At 49.4% G+C, this 19,552-nt stretch carries 17 protein-coding genes; 5 read left to right on the top strand and 12 right to left on the bottom strand.

Going from position 1 to position 19,552, the window contains the following annotated elements; all coding sequences use genetic code 11:
* Window positions 1-135: 135 nt before the first annotated feature.
* The 5 genes from AC2FNE_RS17310 to AC2FNE_RS17290 all read right to left on the bottom strand — a co-directional run bounded on the left by AC2FNE_RS17310 (window position 136) and on the right by AC2FNE_RS17290 (window position 4,787).
* Complete coding sequence (locus AC2FNE_RS17310) at window positions 136-1,053, bottom strand: dihydrodipicolinate synthase family protein (RefSeq protein WP_170606255.1); 918 nt, start codon at window positions 1,051-1,053, stop codon at window positions 136-138.
* Window positions 1,046-1,726, bottom strand: a complete 681-nt coding sequence (locus AC2FNE_RS17305) for an aspartate/glutamate racemase family protein (protein WP_496805879.1) — start codon at window positions 1,724-1,726, stop codon at window positions 1,046-1,048. The genes AC2FNE_RS17310 and AC2FNE_RS17305 overlap by 8 nt, the downstream gene beginning before the upstream one ends.
* Window positions 1,723-2,112: a VOC family protein gene (locus AC2FNE_RS17300; RefSeq protein WP_170480708.1), complete on the bottom strand. Its 390-nt coding sequence runs from the start codon at window positions 2,110-2,112 to the stop codon at window positions 1,723-1,725. The genes AC2FNE_RS17305 and AC2FNE_RS17300 overlap by 4 nt, the downstream gene beginning before the upstream one ends.
* Window positions 2,109-3,554 carry a dihydropyrimidinase gene (gene hydA / locus AC2FNE_RS17295; RefSeq protein ID WP_496805878.1) on the bottom strand — a complete coding sequence of 482 codons (1,446 nt, stop codon included), beginning with the start codon at window positions 3,552-3,554 and terminating at the stop codon, window positions 2,109-2,111. The genes AC2FNE_RS17300 and hydA overlap by 4 nt, the downstream gene beginning before the upstream one ends.
* Before the next feature lie 897 nt (window positions 3,555-4,451).
* Window positions 4,452-4,787 carry a YegP family protein gene (locus tag AC2FNE_RS17290; protein ID WP_170480704.1) on the bottom strand — a complete coding sequence of 112 codons (336 nt, stop codon included), beginning with the start codon at window positions 4,785-4,787 and terminating at the stop codon, window positions 4,452-4,454.
* Between the two features lie 354 nt (window positions 4,788-5,141).
* On the opposite strand from AC2FNE_RS17290, the gene AC2FNE_RS17285 reads away from it, so the two are divergent.
* The 3 genes from AC2FNE_RS17285 (at window position 5,142) to AC2FNE_RS17275 (ending at window position 9,051) form a co-directional block, all read left to right on the top strand.
* Entirely contained in the window at window positions 5,142-7,334 is a 2,193-nt protein-coding gene (locus AC2FNE_RS17285; RefSeq protein ID WP_496805877.1) for a HEAT repeat domain-containing protein, read from the top strand.
* 611 nt (window positions 7,335-7,945) lie between these two features.
* Window positions 7,946-8,269, top strand: coding sequence for a hypothetical protein (locus tag AC2FNE_RS17280; protein WP_170606247.1), 324 nt, complete (start codon window positions 7,946-7,948; stop codon window positions 8,267-8,269).
* 419 nt (window positions 8,270-8,688) lie between these two features.
* Complete coding sequence (locus tag AC2FNE_RS17275; protein WP_170480696.1) at window positions 8,689-9,051, top strand: YybH family protein; 363 nt, start codon at window positions 8,689-8,691, stop codon at window positions 9,049-9,051.
* 464 nt (window positions 9,052-9,515) lie between these two features.
* Here the strand turns inward: AC2FNE_RS17275 and AC2FNE_RS17270 are convergent, their stop codons facing one another.
* The 4 genes from AC2FNE_RS17270 to AC2FNE_RS17255 all read right to left on the bottom strand — a co-directional run bounded on the left by AC2FNE_RS17270 (window position 9,516) and on the right by AC2FNE_RS17255 (window position 13,006).
* Entirely contained in the window at window positions 9,516-9,932 is a 417-nt protein-coding gene (locus AC2FNE_RS17270; protein ID WP_170606245.1) for an Hsp20/alpha crystallin family protein, read from the bottom strand.
* 164 nt (window positions 9,933-10,096) lie between these two features.
* Entirely contained in the window at window positions 10,097-11,248 is a 1,152-nt protein-coding gene (locus AC2FNE_RS17265; RefSeq protein ID WP_496805876.1) for an acyl-CoA dehydrogenase family protein, read from the bottom strand.
* Between the two features lie 28 nt (window positions 11,249-11,276).
* The gene (locus AC2FNE_RS17260; RefSeq protein ID WP_170480690.1) at window positions 11,277-11,513 is read right to left on the bottom strand and encodes a phosphopantetheine-binding protein; all 237 of its coding nucleotides are present in this window, start codon (window positions 11,511-11,513) and stop codon (window positions 11,277-11,279) included.
* Window positions 11,510-13,006: an amino acid adenylation domain-containing protein gene (locus tag AC2FNE_RS17255; protein WP_496805875.1), complete on the bottom strand. Its 1,497-nt coding sequence runs from the start codon at window positions 13,004-13,006 to the stop codon at window positions 11,510-11,512. Before AC2FNE_RS17255 ends, AC2FNE_RS17260 begins: the two co-directional genes overlap by 4 nt.
* 608 nt (window positions 13,007-13,614) lie before the next feature.
* Here AC2FNE_RS17255 and AC2FNE_RS17250 point away from each other — a divergent pair.
* Window positions 13,615-14,433, top strand: coding sequence for a cyclase family protein (locus AC2FNE_RS17250; protein WP_170606237.1), 819 nt, complete (start codon window positions 13,615-13,617; stop codon window positions 14,431-14,433).
* A gap of 646 nt (window positions 14,434-15,079) precedes the next feature.
* Here the strand turns inward: AC2FNE_RS17250 and AC2FNE_RS17245 are convergent.
* A complete protein-coding gene (locus tag AC2FNE_RS17245) occupies window positions 15,080-17,551 on the bottom strand; it encodes a hybrid sensor histidine kinase/response regulator (protein ID WP_496805874.1) in 2,472 nt (823 codons plus the stop codon).
* Window positions 17,552-17,639: 88 nt separating this feature from the next.
* Window positions 17,640-18,119 carry a putative pterin-binding protein gene (locus AC2FNE_RS17240; RefSeq protein ID WP_170606233.1) on the bottom strand — a complete coding sequence of 160 codons (480 nt, stop codon included), beginning with the start codon at window positions 18,117-18,119 and terminating at the stop codon, window positions 17,640-17,642.
* A gap of 135 nt (window positions 18,120-18,254) precedes the next feature.
* Here AC2FNE_RS17240 and AC2FNE_RS17235 point away from each other — a divergent pair, with 135 nt between their 5' ends.
* The gene (locus tag AC2FNE_RS17235) at window positions 18,255-18,869 is read left to right on the top strand and encodes a response regulator transcription factor (RefSeq protein ID WP_170606231.1); all 615 of its coding nucleotides are present in this window, start codon (window positions 18,255-18,257) and stop codon (window positions 18,867-18,869) included.
* A 442-nt stretch (window positions 18,870-19,311) separates the two neighbouring features.
* Here AC2FNE_RS17235 and AC2FNE_RS17230 read toward each other — a convergent pair.
* Window positions 19,312-19,552, bottom strand: a 241-nt coding sequence (locus AC2FNE_RS17230; protein ID WP_496805873.1) for a C-type lectin-like domain-containing protein, incomplete at its 5' end; no start/stop codon positions are given.

Genomic DNA, 19,552 nt, shown 5'->3' with positions numbered 1-19,552 from the left:
AGGGTGCAGGGTCAACGGGAACCCTTAAAGCGCGGTCCGTTTTATAAGCGCTCAGAACCCAATGCAGGCAACGACGGCGAAACCCATTTTCGACCAGAGCTTTGAGAATGGATTTCTGAATTGCGAGCCACTTTCCTAAATCCCAAGCTCCCTTAAACGCTGCTCCTGTCGGGCGGCAAGAGCGTCGATTTCTGTAATCGCAAGGGCCGTTAATTCAGTTCCCGGTTTGCGAAGAGTGGGGTGTGCAATAATACCTTGTTTAGCCAAAGAGTGCTTTCGGATGGCAAGACCCATACCTGGCTGCGCCTCATACCGGATCATGGGCATATAGGCGTCAAAGATATCGCGAGCGAGGTCGATGTCTCCGCCAAGAAAGGCATTCAGAACCTGTCGCATCATTTCAGGATATCCAAAGCCAGTCATGGCGCCATCGGCCCCACGAAGCAATTCTTCCAGCAGATACATCCCTCCATTCCCGCACAGAATTGATATTCGGCGCGATCCCGCATCGGACGCCTTGCGCAGTGTTGTGATTTTTTCGAGTCCTGGCCAGTCTTCGTGCTTCAGCATCACGCAGGTCGGGCAATCTTCAACGATTTTCAATACCACAGACGGTGATATTTGTACGCCTGTTGCAAGTGGAAAATCCTGCAGAACAAAGGGAATATCGCCCAGGGCGTCTGCCGTGTTGTGGAAATAACCGATGACCTGAGCATCTGTTTGCAATCCCATGGGTGGTGCAACCATCACGCCAGCTGCACCAGCTCCCATCGCTTCGCTTCCAAGGGCTGTCATTGCTGAAAAACCGGGGGCCGAAACACCGACGATAACCGGAACAGCGCAACGTGATATGACGCGCTGAACGACTGACACAGATTCTGAGGCTGACAACTTTCCGGCTTCGCCCATCATGCCAAGAATGGTCAGGCCGTTGGCGCCTCGTTCAATATAGGCGTCGATCATGCGATCTATGCTGTCAAAATCCAATGCACCGTCAGGAAGGAAAGGTGTGGCGGCTATGGTGAAGACGCCCTTTGTTGATTCATTAAGCATGATCAACCCTTTGCAATTTGTGAGATAATCTTAGGCGGATCTGTCCCAATGCAATACTTGCCGCAGCCTGGGTAGGTTCTACAACTGGCAGACCTGTTGCCTCCTGCAATGGTTCACGGTAACGCGCCATGCCCGCACAACCCATTATCAATACGTCTGCACCGTCTTCGTCGCGAAGTCGTTTTCCCGTCGCGATCATGGCATCCAAGCTTTTTGTTTCATCTGTCAGATCCGCGACGCCAAGGCCCAAAGGGCGATCCCCCGCCAATCGGCCCAGCACCCCCATGCCGCCAAAGGCGCGCAAATGGCGAGGAACCGAATTGGGAAGGATCGCAATTACACCAAACCTGTGGCCAAGGCCAAGTGCGGTCATGACCGAGGCCTCCTGAATGCCCACAACCGGGAGGGCAGTCTGGTCCCGCAATGCATGCAGCCCCGGATCGCCGAAGCAGGCAATAACAAAACCTGCCGCATCTTTCTGAGCGGCGGCTAGTGCCAGCATCGGATTGATAGTCTGGTCCGCTTGTCGCTGGCTTTCAATGCCTGGGGGACCTTCGGCAAGTGTCAGGCATCGGATTGGAATGCCGAAACTTCGCAGCGGATCGACGGCCTGATCAATGCTGTTTGTCAATATACTGGATGAGTTGGGGTTGATGATGATCAGTGCACTCATGCGCCAAGCCCCGTCGCAGATTGGATTTCAATCTGATAGCCTTCAGTATCATTGAAAACGAACGCGCGGATGCCGAGGTCGCGATTCTCGAAAAACTCTGACAGACCATCCAGATTTTTTCCTTTGGCATAGGAATACCAGTCATCTACGTCAGGTACCCTAATGCACAGTTGAACCGGCTTAACTGCCGTCCATTTGTGCATGCCCTTGTTTTCGTCCACCAAGCCCACATGCGCTGCCTGACAAATCCGGTAAATTTTGCACCACCCCTGATCGATGGCGAGCGGCAAACCCAACACTTCTTCGTAGAATTGCATCGCGGCTGGCAGATCGCGGTAGTAAAAAAACGTGATCGCCAGTTGGTTGTTTGTTTCAGGTCTTTTCATTTTGTTTCCGCCTCAGCGGTTCGCCTATTGGGTTTGGTTGCCAGAAACGGTCGATGAATCCACTTTCCGTTCCCCGGCGATCTCAAGAAAACACCATCTTGTACAAGTGGCTGGCCACGGAGCATTACAAGATCAGGCCATCCCGTTACGCTGTATCCGGCCCAAGGGTTGTAACCCACATTATCGTGCAAATCGTTCGTACCATACGTCACAGTTTTCTCGGGGTCCCAAACAACAATGTCCGCATCCATGCCTTCAGCAATGGCACCTTTCCGTTGAAGCCCATAAATCCTGGCGGCAGAGTGTGAGGTCAACTCGGCGAAAGCTTGGGGTCCACCGCGCCCCTGAGTTACCATCGCGTTGAACAAAATCGGTAATCGCGTCTCCAATCCCGGCAATCCATTTGCTATCTGATGGAAGCCCGGGTTGGTACCGGCTGCCAATTTACCAGATTCATCAAAGCGGTATGGCGCATGATCGGAAGACACCAAGCTGAGCGTTCCGCCAAGCAGCGCTGCCCATAAAGCATCCTGATCATGCTTGGTGCGTTGTGGTGGTGAGCACATCCACTTGGCACCCTGAAGCCCAGGTTTATCTAGTATCTCTTCGGTCATTAGTAGGTAATGCGTACACGTTTCCGCCCAAACCGGAGCACCACGAGCCTTTGCCGCTGCAATCGCAGACGCGCCGTCGGAAGTTGAAATGTGAAACAGCATCACAGGTTGGTCTAAGTATTCAGCAAATCGGCATATGCGTTCTACCGCCTCAATTTCCGCCATTCTTGGACGCGACCGGGCGTGATCCAGCGGGGAGACATGGCCCGCCCTGATCAAATTATCCTTGGCCTGTGCAATAATGGCGTCGTTTTCTGCGTGGACACATACCAAAGCGCCGCTCTGCTTTGCTTTCTCAAAAATATCCAGCAGTTGGCCATCGTTAAGTTGGATATTGTATGTCGTGAAGACTTTGAGTGACCTGTGACCGGCGTTAATCAGAGCAGCAAGGTCGTTGTCAAACTCATCGACTTCCGTATCGGTCACAGTGAGGTGGAATGCGTAATCGATCATCGCGCCTCGTGCAGCACGGGCGGCATAGTCGGCAACTGTTTCAGAAAGCAACTGCCCCCTGGCCTGGGCAGCAAATGAAATTACGCTTGTTGTGCCGCCCATGGCAGCGGACTTTGTGGCAGTTTCGAACGTGTCTGCATTCCAAAGCCCCATGCCGGACATCTGTTCAATATGGGCATGAGGATCGACGCCGCCAGGCATTACCCATTTGCCACTGGCAAAGATGCGCCTTTTGGTTTTGGTGACCGACGTTCCTATCGACACGATCCTGCCGTCGGTAATAGCAAGATCGCCTTCAACAATCCCTTCTGGCGTAACCACCCGACCATCGTGGATTACAAGGTCGACCCCAGAGCTCATAAATCCTGCCTTCATCAACAGTTGCCTTTGTTTTTAACATGCCCGCATTAGGCGGTTCTGCAAAGCGAATCACCTAATGAGAACCGAAGTAGCTGGTCGGTTGCCGTTAATGGGCGTTAAAAACCTCATTAGCGCGGACAATACTCGAATGATTTTTGTAACAAGAACACATGGGCCAATGGTAAGTTGTAACTTATCAATTGATCAAACAATTCTGTTCACCGCAAAAAGGCGGCGCTTGGGTTTGTGAGCGAGTGCGTAGGTGGGATTTGATATACCGAAACTTCAGAACTTGAGGCTGACATTCCTTCAATTCCCTGAACTCGGTTTCAAAGATTGTTAAACTAAGACCAAAATAGCTGACGAATTGTGGAGATAGTACTTTCAGCTCATGAAGGCGTCGGAATTTTCGGCCTATTTAAGGTCTGCAAGGGTAACCGATCTACTGGGTTGCGTGCTGACGAGGATACGTTGCCTAAAATGATGGAATGAGGGATGAGTTGCGTGCTGAGCTTCCTGGAGCAATCAAAGGGGCAAATTCTGTCAGTATCGGACCGGATGATATGCCCCCGCAGTACGTGTTTTCACGGGTACTATGGCCTCGGATGTGAGCTTGGTAAGCGTAACGCCAACTCTTGCCGGAATGCGCATGACCAAATCTGCAGAAGAGCTGCAGTTAGCACGCCATGCCGGACAGGTCGCCATTGAGATGATGTACTGGCCGTCGTGTAATTGGTGATGAGGCGTCCGAATACGAGGTCTTTTTGGGGAGCGCAAAAAGTTACTGCGGGTGTCAAAAGCACGTTGGTTCACTATCCCAAAGGGGAAGTGAAAATTCTAATTTAGATTTGATTTGTTGACCGCGAAAGCGGTTCTTTTCAGCTTTCGCGGGTAATTTTCTGGAAACAGCCGTCAGCCAGTTTGGTCATCCAGTCTTGCGTCAGGCGCATTTTTTTTGACGGACTCAATCCCATTGTCCCGAGCCGCGGTACTGCTGTATTGTTCGCTAGTTCCTATTACTTGCCCGTTCGACGCCCTTAGATTGAACATAGGATTCCCAGAACTGGTATCCTTGCGCTCATAACGGCTGTCATCACTTGCATTGCGTCGCACCGAGTCGATGCCGTTTTCGGCGCTGGCTTTTTGCTTGTATCCCTCGCTGGCGAGAATAATTTCGCCATTCCCCGCCTTTAGCCGAAACCGAAATTCGCCGGCTTTGTCTGTGTAGAGTTCAAATTTTCCAGCCATGATATTCTCTCCTCAAAATATGCTGAAAATCAGTCTTGAAAACAGTTTTTCCAATAGCAAGAAAAATTTGACTTTAAATTCTGTCACAACCGAGATCGTAGCGTCAGTGTCCATCAAAACGGATCGGCCTAAGTTATGTCAAAAGCGTTTGGGATAATCTAAGGGTCTCGCTTGAACATCGTGCTTTTTGTTCGTGATTGCACCGCGGCTATTTTTGGAGAACCGGGGTTGCGCGTGAACTCGACACGACTTTGGAACATTAACGTTCCAGCGAAAATAAGTTCCCAGGAAAATTTCCAACTGATAATCTAAGATATCATGGAAAGCCGACCAAATCGTCGATTAGCAGCTATATTGGCCACCGATATTGCAGGCTATTCCAGATTGGTTGGTTTGGACGAAGAAGGTACAGTTGAACAACTTCGACTAATCCGCAAAGAAGTCATCGAGCCAACGATTGATATGCATGCTGGGCGCATTGCAAACACCGCGGGCGATAGTTTTCTTATCGAGTTCCACAGCGCAGTCGATGCAGTACGCGCTGCCTTGGCGATACAATCAGAACTATCGATAAGAAATGAAGAAGTTGACCCAGACCGTGCAATCACGTTTCGGATAGGTCTGAATGTCGGAGATGTAATCTCAAATGCAAGTGACATCTTAGGAGATGGCGTAAACGTAGCCGCTCGGCTTGAAGCCTTGGCAGATCCTGGGGGTATCGTTGCCTCACAATCAATTGTCGAATACGCACGTAAAAAGGTACCTTGCAGCTTTGTCCCAATCGGTCCGCAGAATGTTAAGAATATCGCGGAACCTGTTGAGGCTTTCCGCGTCCGCACAGAGTCGACACCATCCTTAGTTGCGACAAAACAAATGAAATTGCCCCGTTGGATGAAGCTGGGCGCGGTTCTGACCGTTTTGACGGCAATAGGATTTTTCTCTGAGTACCTATGGAAAAAGGACCAATTGCTGGCATCGGAGGCGCAAATGGCTTACCCGTTGCCGGATTTGCCGTCGATCGCGGTGCGGCCAATATCTAATTTGACTGGCGATACTTCCAATCAGATGCTGATTGACGGTATTTCCGAGGATTTGATTACCGATTTATCTCGTATTTCCGGGATTTTTGTCATCGCGGGGAACACGTCCTTTGCTTATCAGGACAATGACATCGACATTGCAGGCTTTGCGGAGAAACTGGGTGTGCGGTACGTGGTAGATGGAAGTGTTAGACGCACAGAGAAAGACTTTCGGGTCAATATCCGCCTTACAGACACATTGAATGGCAGATTGATCTGGGCAGAACGTTACGATTCGGAAGACAACGACATCTTTGATGTTCAAAGCAGCATCGTACTTGCGATCGCGCAGGAACTGGAGGTTCCGCTGAACACTCAAAGTAGGTTCGCGATCGAAAATTTTGAAACCAAAATGGTCGAGGCGCGCGAAGCTTTCCAACGTGGCTGGGAGTTGTACTCGCAATTTAATGAAAGGGATAATCTGGCAGCGATTCCGCATTTCGAGCAAGCAGTCGCACTTGATCCAAACTACGGACGCGCGTGGGCTACACTGGCTTTGGCCCACTTGCGACCGCACATTTTTCACCATTGGCGAGGGTTCGCCAACTCCGACGAAAAAATGCATATCGGTTTGTTTTACAAGTATTTCCGTGAAGTAACCCAGCAAGATACGTCGCTGATCCACGTCATAAGGGCCATCGTCAGCCTCAACCTTCCGGATTGGGATAGCGCAGCGGGTGTAAGCCGGGGAACGGACGAAGCCAGACAGGAAGCCGCAAAAGCGATTGCTTTACAGCCCAGTGACCCCGAAGCACATTTGACTATGGGGTGGGCGTTAATTGCGGGCGGCGAACCAGAGGAAGGTCTGGCTTTTGTCCAAGCTGCAATGCGTCTCGATCCTGCCTATCCCAGTCATTATGCCTTGTTCGAAGGGGCGGCACATTTCGCAAAGAATGATTTAAACAGTGCCGAGGCAGCCATTTTGCAGGAGTTGGATCGAAACCCTCAGGCAATTGAATTGATGCCTTTTGCAGCATCGGTTCTGGCTTTGAACGGAAAACGCCGTGCGGCGCGGGCAATGATAGATAGGTGGCAGAAAGGAGAACATGAGGGCGCCTTGCAGGAAGTCGTCCGCGAGTATTTCTTTATCGTGCGTTGGGTTGGAGAACATCAATATTTGAACAATCGAATTAACAAGGGTCTTCGATTGGCCGCGCTGCCCCCAAGTACTACGGTAGCGAGTCTCAAGTCTGACCTATCCCGCGGGGATGCCAACGAACAACGAACGGCTGCACAATCGCTTGCGTTATTTGGTGCTGAGGCGGCGCCTGCAGTGCCGGAACTTATCTTACTTCTGAATAGTCCTTCAGTCTTTGTCAGAAAAGAAGCGGCAATAGCACTGGGAGAAATAGGCGGTTCGGCCTCTTCGGCGTTGCCGGCGTTGGAAGCGATGGTAGATGAATCTTTGTCGGGCAACTTCGCCGCCCGTTCGATCGAGCAAATACGCGAACAATCGGAAAGGCAGTGAAGTAAGTACCTAAGTTGAGACAGAACCCAAACAGATTCAGGGCTTGCCTGAATAACTTAAGCCGCCTAATGAAAACGCTGATAACCTACCAACGTGGAAGCTTGCGGATTACATAAGGTTTACAGGCTTCGTTTATTATTTCCGCGTCACCGTTGATCAACATGGGATACAGCGCTGACAGCTCGTCCCGGGATAGATTTTCAAGAAGCAATCTGCCCCCGCCAAATATTCGACGGCGCATTTCTTCTTCAGCTGAAAGATCACTTGAAGTCATAATACACTTTACCACATTTCAATCACTGTTTCACTGATGCCAAGATACGCTTGTCGTTTTAAGTTTTCGGATTTTCTGCATCGAGATCAGTGCCGTCAGTTTACCTACTATTCGGAAGATAGTTTGATTGATGTGCGCCGAGCTCAATCGGTTCAATAAACACGGCTATGCGGCGGGATGCATGCTGGGAACGCCAACATCTATTATGCCAACTCTGGGCTGGCAGAAATTCGCATTAGGTTGGCGGAATCTCACATGAAAGGAACTTCAGGTGCCACCACTTCGGTAGTGCAGAGGTTTAGAACCCCGCGCTACGAAACCTGAGAGGAGACGCCCCGTGTTTGTGAACAACACAGAAACGGCAATACGGGAGATTGACCCGGCTCTGGCCGCTCAAACCTTTGAGGCCGGCACCAAATTTGCGACCGTGATACAAGGGTGGGATCAGGATGACGACCTAACTCCACCCATGGAAATGCAGCTGACTATCCAACAGCCGTGCACAATTCATGACGTGATGAATGCGTTCGCTCTATCTGGGCAGCGCTATTTGGACGGAAAGAATGCAGTGTTGCTTGATGTCCGGTTCGAGGAAGTGACGCGGAACCTGTCAACCGGCGTATTTCACATTGGTTGGGGCACATGGTGGCTGAGCAAATGACACGCATTTGAAACCGGCCCTGAGCCCTGGCGTGTAGTTATCCATTGTCCTGAACCGTTCTTTATATCTTAGTGAAAGGAACTGAAATATGGCGAACCCAATGTTTCATTTATTTGTGGCGGTACTGGGGGTCGTCGCCTTGTGGTTGCTGTTTGAAGTTGTGGTCAAATTTTTGTTCGACAACCCCAAGAGTAAGGAAACATCCAACGGCACGCCGTCGATTGAACGCAGGCCAGTTGAGGAACACTTTGAGCGAAGAAGCTAGGGGTGATGGTCACTAAATAACATCGCCTGCCGATTATCCTGATCCGATGTATCCCATTATGTTTTTTGGTTAAAAGGGACTTGGAACCATAGAAGAACATCGACTCAGGAATGTGTGGTAGTCTTGGGGCATACAAAAAATGTGGGAGGAGAAAATGTCGGACATTGAAAAAGTTAAAGAACTGGATGCGGCGATCATCGCAGGGATCAATGCGAAAGACGCAGATATGGCAACAGCACCATACGCCGAAGACGGGGCGTTGATGCCGCCTGGTGCGCCCACAATGTCAGGTCTTAGTGCCATACGTGAGTATTGGCAGGCCGCAATTGACGGAGGTCTGAGTGATGTGGTTGCCACTATCACTGCGGCTCATGTCAGCGGTGACATTGCTGTAACAATGGGAACGCTGGCTGGCTCGATGGGAGGGCAACAGCTTGCTGGGAAATATGTTCTTTACCTACGCAACGGAGCTGATGGATGGAAGGTTCAACGCGACATCTGGAACTTTGACGCTTAAAGCGAACTTAGCGGCATAGTGGTTAAAGGTCGCTGCTATGTGTAGGCGGAACGCTTTTGTGGTGCCGCGCGTTTGCAATTTATTGCGCATTCACCGTGAGAGCGTTCCAGCTTCGGACCCCGTCACGCCTTTAACATGAGTGCTTTCATACTCTAATTATTATGCAAACACCCTTGTACTGTTTGATGCGTTGCGAGTTCTTCCTGAGCGGCCAACCGTTCCAAGGATTGCTTTGCAACGTTAAGTAATCGTCCCGGTTTCAAATGCGGATAGAAAAGTGCTTGGGCGGAATCCATGTTGGAAAGTTGATGATAAGTCCGGAAAATCAGACAAGCGCTAAAACCATCATGACCTGGACACCACGCACCTGGAAAGGTCTGAGGCGGTCGTTGCCAGACAATTGTCGACCGATTTACGCCTCATACCCGGTTTCTCCGACAACGCATTGGTAGCACTGGTTGATACTAACCCTTGCGAATTTCCACTTTGGAGGTTTCTTGCTTCCTTGGTGTCTTCTTTGGAATGGTGATTGTCAGAACACCGTCCTTGAGTTGTGCGTCGACTTTGTCCCCTTCTGCGTCTGGGGGCAGTCGAAAAGAACGGCTAAACGAGCCGTATTGCCGTTCGGAGAAGAACCAGGTTTCTCCTGTTTCTTCGCGCTCGGATCGCTTCTTACCCTTCAAAATAACGACGCCTTCCTCAACACTCAGATGGATATCCCTTTCCGCTACTCCGGGGAGCTCGACAGCAATTCGATATGAGTCGTCGCTTCCGGCAGCTTCGGATGCTGGCGCGAGCCATTCAGCAACCCGTTCGCCCATCTGGCGCAATGGATCATAGAGGGAAGGCCAAAAACCGCTGGTGTGGGATTTCTCAACCATCTCCAAACTCCTTTCGGTAAGTTCTCCGAAAGCAAGATTTAATCAGATATGAATGTTTCTCCTTGACCCTGATCAATTTTGTAGTTTTCGCGGCAATTACAAAGGGGCCTAGTTATACCAACTGCAGAGGCTGAGAAGTCCAAATACAATCAGTTGTGACCGGATTAAGTTCTGACGGCGCCTTTCTGATAAGCGGAAATTAGGAGGCGTTGAATATCCGATGTTCCACCCAGCGTTATCGTTCCAGCCATATCCCGGACCATTCTCTCGCATTCTCCGGTCAGGTATCCGCTTGCGCCCCTGATGCGCTGTGCTTCCAACGCATTTTCCAGAAGTGCTTCGGCGACAGATAATTTCACAACCGAAGGTGTCATTCGGTTTTTAACTCCAGCGTCTATTTCGCGAGCAGCATTTTCTATCAAGAGTCGCGAAATTTCATAGCGAACCTGCATGTCGGCAATTCGGTTAGAAACGGTCTGGTTGTTTATGATCGGTTTACCATTCGGGGCGCGGTCGCGTGCAAACAAAACCGTTTCGTCGAGCTGCCTTTTCATGGCCCCCAAATGGCTAGAGAAAATGAAACTTCGTTCCCAGGCGATAGACTGGTTAAAAATTGCGTGACCGGAACCTTCGGATCCCAACAGTGACTCATCCGGGATTTCTACGTCTTCAAACGTTAGTTTGCCGGTCGGTACTGTTCGATGACCAGACTTATCGTATGGGGCGCTTTTTGAAACTCCGGGTGACTTGAGATCAACAATAAACGCCGACATTCCCCAGGCACCGTGATCCGGGTTGGTTATTGCGAATACCTGAGCAACGTCTGCAGCAGGCGCCATGCCGATCCAAATCTTTTCCCCGTTAAGACGATATCCATATTTTGTTTTTTCCGCCGTCGCGCGTATGCCGGTCACATCCGACCCGCTATTCGTCTCAGTTACAGCGTGCGCGCAGACCGCTTCACCGTCTACGAGAGCAGGTAGCCATTTAGCCTTTTGATGCTCGTTCCCAAACACCGATATCGAATGCTGCATAGCCCAAAGTTGCCCGTTAAGGCCTAGCAACATGCCATTGTCGCGGCATCCTTTACCAAGAGAATGCAGCGCTTGAAAAGAATCTGTAAAAGACCGCCCCTCGCCTCCGAACTGTTGCGGCACGTTTATACCCAACACTCCTTTAAGTGCGGCGGACTGCCACAGGCCCATCCAATCCGATGGGTCTTTGGCCCCGCGTCTATCTCGTTCCTCCACATCTTCGCTCAAAACTTCATGGCCGAAGTTGCGGAATTCTTCGCACTTTTCATCAATCGAAAGCATTAGGGTATAACCCATTGATTGGTTGAATTCAGATAGTATTCAAAAACCCCGACACCTGTTCCACACTGCTAAAGTTTTCAAACGTGATTTTCTCGGTTGGAATTTGAATTTTCATTTCCGTTTCTAAAAACGCGACTAGGGTCATGACCCCAAGCGAATCCAGAATTCCTGACAACAACAATTCTTGCGTCGTTGAAACCTGCCTACCATCCAAGATGGTTTTCGAGATGAAATCTGCAATTTCTTGATCGCTTATTCTGCTCACTTGGCGGTCTCCATAAGACTTCTTCGATTGATCTTGCCCGTGCTGGTTTTGGCAAATGACTTTCTGAATTCCAGTTCGTCGGGAACCATGTAACCTGGCAACTTGGAATTCAGGAAGCCTTTAAAGTCAGACATCTCCAGCTCCTGATTGTCTGCCAAAATTGCAAAGCCCAGTATTTTTGATCCGTCAGGCGAAACTATTGCCGCCGCTTCCGAAACTAGTTCGTGAGAGTTCATAGCTAGTTCGATCTCGTCAAGTTCTACGCGATAGCCGCGTACTTTCGCTTGGCGGTCTTCCCGTCCCAGAAACACCCAGCGACCTTCAGAATCTAATTTAACCCTGTCACCTGTTCGGTAGTATTTTTTGCCCTTAATTGTTGCAAAACATCTGGCATTCAGGTCTGGACGGTTCCAGTAGCCGCGCATCATCGAAGTTGAAGACACGAGCAGTTCACCGTCATCCGCCCGTAAGAAAGTGGCGTGATCCATGTTATGACCAATCGGTATTGGCATGTCCGTAGGGTGGTCATTAGGCACTGTATATTCTGAGACCTGATTTACTTCGGCCGGCCCATAAGAGTTTGAAATTTTGGCGCTTAAAGCGTTTCGCAAAATTGGCAAAGCCGACGGAGGCATTGGTTCACCACCGTAAATTATCCACCTGAGATGGGACAGGTCGCGTTGCTCCAAGGCTCCACGCTCGCAAAGTTGTAAGAATGTGTACGGAACAGAACTCCAGATTGTCCCTCTGCTTTCCTCCAACAACTGTGAAAGGCTTGCTGGGAACATCAGCACCTGCTCTTTAACCAGCTCGGTCGTCGCTCCGACCATAGGCGGAGTAAAAAAATCGGCCAAAGAAAAATCGAAATGAAGGGGCACGGTGTTGAAAAAAACGTCGCTGGGTCTGAGCCCATATTGCCTTAGCCATGCGTGAGCAAAAGCGCTTCCAGAAGCGAAAGTGTGGCAAATACCCTTGGGTGTACCCGTGGAGCCGGAAGTGAAAATTATGTAAGCTAAATCATCACGTGCGTTTTCGTGGCAAACAAAGTTAGTGACCTGCTCATCAGGCACGGCACAGTCACAATTTGGGATTGAAGCACCAACGACTACAACTTTGTTTTCAAGTGCAATTCTTTGAAGTAAATCTGAACTTCGTGGTGCGCCAACCACTACTGAAGTGTCGCAATTTGAAATGATTTGGGTGGATCTTTCCACAGGCGCCATCGGGTCTAATGGCACAAAGGCTGCTCCGACCATCCAAATTGCGTGTATGGCAATCGGCATTTCCAAACCTTTGTACAAAGCCAACGCCACCCGATCGCCAGGTTTGACGCCAACCGCACGAAGGGTGACAGCCATCGCCTCGGCTTTTCTGAGAAGCGTGAGGTACGAGATGGATTCGCCATTGCTTCGGAACGCAACCCGGTCAGGCCACTTAGCGGCCGCAAAAGGCAACGATTTATCTATATCGTTGAATTCTTGAAGGATATTCAAATTCCCACTCTGACGACAGTTTCGTGGTATCGGTAAGCGTCGAAGCTTGCCTCAGCCTTGAGTTCCGCCGCAATCTTTCCTTTGACCCTACGATATGATTTATTCGTTTGATCCATTACTTTGGATCAAATCCAATCAAAAAAAAAGCAAAGTTGCTTGGTCTCGAAATTGGGTCTGTCGAAATATGTCAAGTGTGCTTCAGTTCGAAGTTGGGTGCAGAGGTCTCGTAACAAGAGACACTCGCACAGTCGCAATACGAATTTGGTTTCCAATTTCTTTTTCGAACATCAAAGCAAATGATTTTGAAAACGTGTTAACGTTCTGAGCGAGTCGAGTGGTGGAATGGGGAATTCCGAGTGTTCGGAACGCTGTCCTTTAAACTGATCGCAGACGTTTATTCGCTCTACTTCGGATCGCAAGTTATGCGTCCCTTGCACCGGACTGGAAGTGGCATTGGCGACGGTGCAATCCCGGAAGTTCGATTGACGGTGGATCTTGGATTTTTGTTATGGCTGCGATCCCATCGAGCGACATTGCCTTCTTACTGACCCCCGGTTTGGCTATTCACAAGCGCCGCACCGGACACAATCTAAGAAAGGAGAATTGCCTTGTGTGATATTTGCGTAATGAATTCAGTAAAGAACCGGATGTTGAGCCGGCGTGACATACTGCGTGCATCAGCCGCGGTGCCAGTAACAGCGGCTGCAGGGTTGGTCGCCTCAGCGCCGGCCACCTTGGCGGCCGGTCATGGTCGTGTTGTAGATATGACCCACACCTTTAGTGAAGAATTCCCGACCTGGGTCGGCGAACCGGGTTTGAACCGCGAACAACCTGCAAATTTCGCCGACCACGGGTTCAACGTGTTCGTCTATACAGTGGACGAGCATTCGGGAACTCACATTGATGCGCCCTTGCATTTCTCAGCAGACGGTCTGTCTGTGGACGAAATCCCAGTTAACGATTTGGTTTGCCCATTAGCCGTAGTCGATATCCGCGCTCGCGCTGCAGAGGATGCCGATACCCAAGTGACGCCAAAGGACCTGCAGGCTTGGATAGATGCCAACGGTCCGATCCCCGATGGAGCTTGTGTGGCCATGAATTCAGGTTGGAGTACGAAGACGGATACCCCCGGATTCAGGAATGCAGACGCAGACGGCATTCAGCATTATCCGGGATTCCATATTGAAGCGACGCAGATGCTCCTGGAGACGGGTGCACGGTCGATTGCAGTAGACACACTTTCGCTCGACTTAGGGGCCAGTCAGGATTTCGCGACCCATTATGCTTGGTTGCCAACTGGGCGATTTGGAATCGAGTGCATTGCAAACCTAGATGAAGTGCCAGCATCGGGAGCAACACTCATCGTGGGCGCGCCGAAAATCCAAGGTGGCACTGGCGGTCAGGCAAGGATTTTTGCGTTGATATGATTGTGGTGACCTAATGTCTTGGTGCAAGAGACGCTTGCGCGACTTCCTCAGCGCTTTTTTAGTTTGCCTGAGAACCTTTCTGCGGTCGTTGATGCGCGTTCCTAATTAGTTTCTCTGAAATGACCCTCTTGAAACCCGCCCAGCGGCCCACCACTGGGCGGGTAGACGAACGTTCGCGGTGGCTTTGCCCAAAACTGTATTAATGACGAAGCCGTTCGCGAGCCGCTCTTCCACTTGGGGATAGGGAGCCAAGTGGTCGCTAAAAGGTGCAACTGAATTGGTGAAATAATATGGCCGAGGTTCGTCTAATTCTTGCCATGCCTGTTGGTAAGACGGCCAAACATTACCATTTAACGAGACCATAGAGTCCAGGAAGAGCAGACCTCAAAGTGGTTAGATGTCACCTGACCGAATTTCCGCCTCACCGAAAAGAAATACCCGCCGAGCTGCGTCGGCGGGCTAAGAACGATAGATCGTTCCAGTGAGTGGTTGCAGATCTTCTGATTTGAACCTTTCCTTAATTATTTGTTATCGCAAAATTTTATCAACCTACCAATTAGAATAGTTTGGGGAACTAAAACTCGCCTAAAGTACGACTAAATGGACGGGTCGTTAGGTTGGTGCGGATCTTCAGGTTTGATTTCGCTTATCCCATTCTCCTGCGAGTGTTTTCCGTCTCTTGCTTTAAATGATCTAAGGCAATCTCCAATCCGTTTATATCTGCCTCGGTTGCTTCTTTTCGTGTGTCCTCAATAACTTTCGTCAACGAACGAAACCCGAACAAGGCAGCAGCGCCGCTAAGTTTATGGAGATGAGACGCCAATTCGCTTCTTTCACTCAAGTCAGGTAGATTTTCATGCTCCGCAAAGAAATCAGACATCTCTCGGAAGAATTCCAAAAGAGCTTTTTCCATTTGCGCTTGACCCAATGTGTCACCAAGTTCCTGTAGTATATTCCTGTCTATTAATGGTTTGTCGGCAGGCACGGGGCTCGAATCCAATGGTTCTCCCAGCAATGCTTTTTGTAGATCGTGAAGCCGAATTGGCTTGGTTGTGTATCCGTCCATCCCTGAAGCCAAGGCCTTATCCAAGTATTCCTCTTCGTCGTATGCGGAAAGCCCATGAATCCGACTGGTTGCATTCAACCCGCCAGATTTTCTTATCTTTTCAGTTAGTTCGCACCCATCACCGTCAGGCAGACCAATGTCCAACAGAATAACGTCAAATTTAGTGTTTATTGCCAGTTCGTAGCCGTCGGTTGCTGAGACCGCACTGTGAACCCGATGACCCAGGCTTGATAGCATTTCACAAAGAACCGAATTGTTAACTACGTTATCTTCAACGACAAGAACAGAAAGTTTTCGCGTAGCTGAGACAGAATTCCCTATACTTGTGCGTTCAACTTTGGACCCAATTTGCTGAGGCTTCGAAGCTGTTTTTAAGGGGAGGTTGAGGGTGAAGCGACTTCCGCGATTTAATTGGGAGTAGACAGTAATGTCCCCGCCCATCATTCTCGCAATTTTTCTTGAAATAGGAAGCCCAAGACCATCCCCTCTGGACTGCCGGCCTTTGACAGGAGCTAGGGTCACATAATCTTCGAAAACTTTTTCAAGTTGGTCTGCTGGTATCCCATCTCCTGAGTCTGAGACGGTCAGAACCAACTCAGTAATATGCTGGGCACTATCACCCCTTAGCTGTACTTGGACACTTCCTTGGGAAGTGAACTTGATAGCGTTTCCAACAAGGTTCGTGACAATTTGGCCCACCCGCACTTCATCGGCAATAAAGTTGGCCGACAAGTTTTGATCGAGGTCGGTTTCAAGTTCCAATCCTTTTTTCATTGCTAATGGTTCAAGAATTGCGATGACTTGAGAAATTTTCTCGTACGGATTGAATGTAACGGGCGACAGAACCAACGAACCTGACTCAATGCGTGTAATATCAAGGGCTTCGTTGATTTGTTCGAGCAGAATCTCTCCCGACCCGATTGCTACCTCCAGAAAGTGATTTTGCTTCTCCGTGAGGTCTGTAGTTTTTAGCAAGTCGAGAACTCCAAGAATTCCGGTGAGAGGAGTTCGCATTTCATGGCTCATTATTTCCAAGAACCGTGATTTTGCTCGATCAGTTCGCTCCGCTCTTTCTTTGGCCTCCAATAACGCTTGCTCGTTGCGCTTTCTTTCACTTATGTCGCGCAGATAGACGGCGACCAAGCCGCCGCCTGTATTCGATACCCTTGTCACATTGACCTCTGCTGGGAACACTTCTCCATTTCGCCTCGTTCCCAAAATCTCGACCCGCTTATTTTCGGGAAGCCCGGGAATGAGTTTTGGGATTAGCGCGTTAGGCTCGTTATTATTTTCTTGATAATGAACATCTGGGAGGATTGTGCCCTCGATTATGTTGCCTAAAACGTCTTTTTTCTTCGAACCAAAAACCTGTTCAGCAGCCTGGTTAAATTCTACAATTTCACCCCTCTCATTTCCGATGACTATGGCATCAAGCGAAGCAGACACTGTAGACTCTAACCGGGCTGTTGTTTCGCGAAGTGCAAGGTCGCGCTTTCTGGAAAGCCTTAGCATTCTGTACAGAAACAGAAGTACTGCCGCTAATACGATGACGACTGAAGTCGCGACCAGGCCGGCATTTCTGAGAGCTGACGAAAATTCTTGCCTACGGGCCTCGGTTCTTTCGGCTCCGATGGAAATACCCAACAATGCCAATTCACGGGCTACCGGTTGGTACCGTGTCGTTAAGTTGACAATTTCAACAACATCGTTGGTTGAGCTGTTACTTTGCGTAAGCCTTTCTGTTTCATCGGCGAATTGTTGAAGTTCCCGTAACAACTCCGACGCGCGGTTATCGCTCTCAATTATTTCTCGAGCCGTTCCTTGGCTAACGAGATCGATACGACTTAAGGCTATTTGGGTCTGTACGTAAATTCTTGCGGTGTCTGGGCTGATACGGGAAGATTCTTCAAGCAAGACGGAACGCAGATTGGCGAACTCGGTGTCCAACTGCAAAATCGTCCATTGGGCGTTCTCGCTGCCAGCAGTAGATAGCGCGCGCTGCTCAAGCCAAAGATTACGGCCCAAGGCGACCACGAGCGCAACAAGAAACAAAACAGATGCCGGAATAAGAATCCGGCCTAACCTAAATCGCATTGCACCTCCATAAACCTTCGCTTTAAAGCCCAGAAATGCCTACAAATCATTCGAGAAGGTCAATTCTTTTCAACTGCCAAACCGAGCGCGCATAGTTAGATTCGGTCTGATAATCGGGACTGTCGTCAAACGGAAACATTATCCAGTAAGGTCCCTTTTCCCGAACCGACATTGTGGCCCCGTCAATCCGAGTTGCAATAATTGGAACTTCTTCCTCGAGCTCTGCAACCGGCATCTCAACGGAATAATCGTTCAAGGCATAAAGTTTAAGGAGTTCGCCATCGGCGTTTAGGTGTTGGATAAGACTGGAAATCGGAACACCGCTGAATTGGTGAATTCCGTCAGTCCAAATAGTAGAGGTGGAAAAGGAAACTTGGTCTAGCGAATCCAAAACCTCCAACGAGAGTTCTTTCTGCTCGCCGCCCACAAGCACAACTGTCAACGGGATCGAATTTTGTGCATAGGCTGATGAAAAACACATCACGGCGAAAGTAGCCACGATAGTCAGAGCATTTCTTAAGTTCATAGAATTGGCCTCCCCGGTTGCATGGTGTTACAATCAAGCTATCACTGATTTGAGCGTCGAACATAGATTAACAGAGTCTAAGTCAATCGTTGTTTGAGGCATAATAGTTCTTTCTCGGAGGCTGTTCGGTTCTTGATGAGCACCATTTTACTAGCCGATGATCATCAACTGGTTCGCGATACATTGGCCAGCTACCTGGCTGAAAAAGCCGGTTTCGAAGTGAAGGTAGCCTCAAGTGCTGAGGAGGCATACGTCGCGCTTTCAACTTTCAGAAACATCGATCTTGCAATTATCGACTATCAGATGCCAGGGATGGACGGTTTGGAAGGTTTGATCCGGCTCCGATCGCGGTTTCCCGACCAAAAAACAGTGATAATTTCAGGGGTTGCTTCCCCTGAAGTTGCGGATAAAGCCATTGAACTTGGGGCGCTTGCTTTTTTCCCAAAATCTATGCCAGTCGACTTGATGCTAGCCGGCATCAATGAACTGATAGCGAATAATCCCGTTGAAATCTCTGCCGGCAATTCCCAGGGTCAGCCTGACAGCGAACTCCAAAACTATGGCTTAACTGTCCGAGAAAGACAGATTCTGCGGATGCTTGCTTCGGGGCAATCCAATAAGTCGATAGCGCAAGATCTGAGTTTGAAAGAAGTAACCGTGAAATTTCACGTCACGAATATCTTAGGAAAACTTAGGGTCAGTAACAGAACACAGGCAGCTTTGCTCGCAAATTCGAGCACTTCGCTTTGATGCAGTTGAGGATTTCTTAGTTAAGAGTCGAGGTCTTTAACCCTGAGAATTTCTGAGCAATAGACGGACCCTAGACTTTAGTTTGGTTTGCAGCTTGGAACAAACTCGAGGACGAAGAGATCAAAAGAGATCTTTAAACATAACCCAAACAAGATTTGCTAGAAAATGTTCGTTCTAAACCCATCGCACAAAAAATTGGCCGCTTCGCCGATGTGTCGGAGAAGCGGCCAGAATCGTTTGAAAACACAACCACTCACTGATTGCTACTTTAGTATAGTAAATCTCTGGCCTTGAATCGAGAAAAAAACTGTCGGGGGTTTGCGTTTGCAGTTAGAAGAGGTGCCATCAGAAAAATCTGACCAGTCCGAAGTGGGCAAGTGACCTGAGTTTGAAATACATCTTTGGAACTGTAACTTTAAAAAAACGGACTTAGTGACGCCTGCTATTCAATCTCGATAACAAATGTCCTTGCGTAGTCACTCCCGTCGTCCCAAAAGTGTGGTTCGCGTGAATGTTTTGGGTTGGCAAAAAAGTGACCATATCCTTGCCTGCCGCGAAAATTGTCAGGATTACCCTTCGACCACCGCGTATATGTGAGTGGCTCACCTGTGCTCCAAACCCAACCGCCAGACGGCTCGTTGCTGCCAGGCAGTTGATAAAGCCCGAAAGCTGGGCCGTGAATA

It is taken from the genome of Ruegeria sp. YKSD179, assembly GCF_059612885.1.
Note: the sequence above shows the minus strand (reverse complement) of the source record. Positions and strands in the feature narration are given on the sequence as shown.

Excerpts from the sequence above, each read along its gene's own strand:
- AC2FNE_RS17235 (WP_170606231.1), top strand. The coding sequence starts at position 18,255 with ATGAGCACCATTTTACTAGCCGATGATCATCAACTGGTTCGCGATACA.
- AC2FNE_RS17290 (WP_170480704.1), bottom strand. The coding sequence starts at position 4,787 with ATGGCTGGAAAATTTGAACTCTACACAGACAAAGCCGGCGAATTTCGG.
- AC2FNE_RS17310 (WP_170606255.1), bottom strand. The coding sequence starts at position 1,053 with ATGCTTAATGAATCAACAAAGGGCGTCTTCACCATAGCCGCCACACCT.
- AC2FNE_RS17240 (WP_170606233.1), bottom strand. The coding sequence starts at position 18,119 with ATGAACTTAAGAAATGCTCTGACTATCGTGGCTACTTTCGCCGTGATG.
- AC2FNE_RS17270 (WP_170606245.1), bottom strand. The coding sequence starts at position 9,932 with ATGGTTGAGAAATCCCACACCAGCGGTTTTTGGCCTTCCCTCTATGAT.
- AC2FNE_RS17265 (WP_496805876.1), bottom strand. The coding sequence starts at position 11,248 with ATGCTTTCGATTGATGAAAAGTGCGAAGAATTCCGCAACTTCGGCCAT.
- AC2FNE_RS17300 (WP_170480708.1), bottom strand. The coding sequence starts at position 2,112 with ATGAAAAGACCTGAAACAAACAACCAACTGGCGATCACGTTTTTTTAC.
- AC2FNE_RS17305 (WP_496805879.1), bottom strand. The coding sequence starts at position 1,726 with ATGAGTGCACTGATCATCATCAACCCCAACTCATCCAGTATATTGACA.
- hydA (WP_496805878.1), bottom strand. The coding sequence starts at position 3,554 with ATGAAGGCAGGATTTATGAGCTCTGGGGTCGACCTTGTAATCCACGAT.
- AC2FNE_RS17275 (WP_170480696.1), top strand. The coding sequence starts at position 8,689 with ATGTCGGACATTGAAAAAGTTAAAGAACTGGATGCGGCGATCATCGCA.